The organism is Vibrio sp. 10N.222.49.C9 (assembly GCF_041474985.1).
In the GTDB taxonomy this organism is placed as follows: Bacteria; Pseudomonadota; Gammaproteobacteria; order Enterobacterales; family Vibrionaceae; genus Vibrio; species Vibrio crassostreae_C.
Map to the genome: position 1 here is coordinate 1 of NZ_JBFRVD010000499.1, position 440 is coordinate 440.

Annotated in this window: 1 protein-coding gene; it reads right to left on the minus strand. The window is 48.0% G+C overall.

What is annotated here, in order from left to right:
* Positions 1–440: tRNA (guanosine(18)-2'-O)-methyltransferase TrmH (trmH, locus tag AB4585_RS24175; RefSeq protein ID WP_372171294.1), on the minus strand; the 440-nt coding region annotated here is incomplete at both ends.

Consider the following 440-nt stretch of genomic DNA (forward strand, 5'->3'; position numbering starts at 1 on the left):
GTGTCTTCTGAATAATACTATCGGAGAGTGGCTGGGGAGGATTATTGTACATGTCTTTGTTTTGGCGCTGACGCTGTGCTTCGAATAAGATCAAGGCGCTTGCCACTGATACATTCAAGGACTGAACCATACCTACCATAGGCACAATAATATCTTGGTCGGCCATCTCTACGGCCATTCTGCTGGTTCCGTCTTTTTCACTACCGAGGACGATAGCGGTGGGTTTGGTGTAATCCACTTCACGGAAATCAACAGCGGTGTCGGATAGGTTAGTCACTAGAATTTGCATACCTTGAGCTTTTAGTGCTTGGTAAGCTTGCTGGGTGGTGTCGTGAGTCTCTACTTCAACCCAATTGCGTGCGCCTGCGGAAGTGTGGCTCAAGGTACGCATTTTTTTGTTGGGCCAAACAGCATGTATCTTGTGCAACCCAACCGCATCT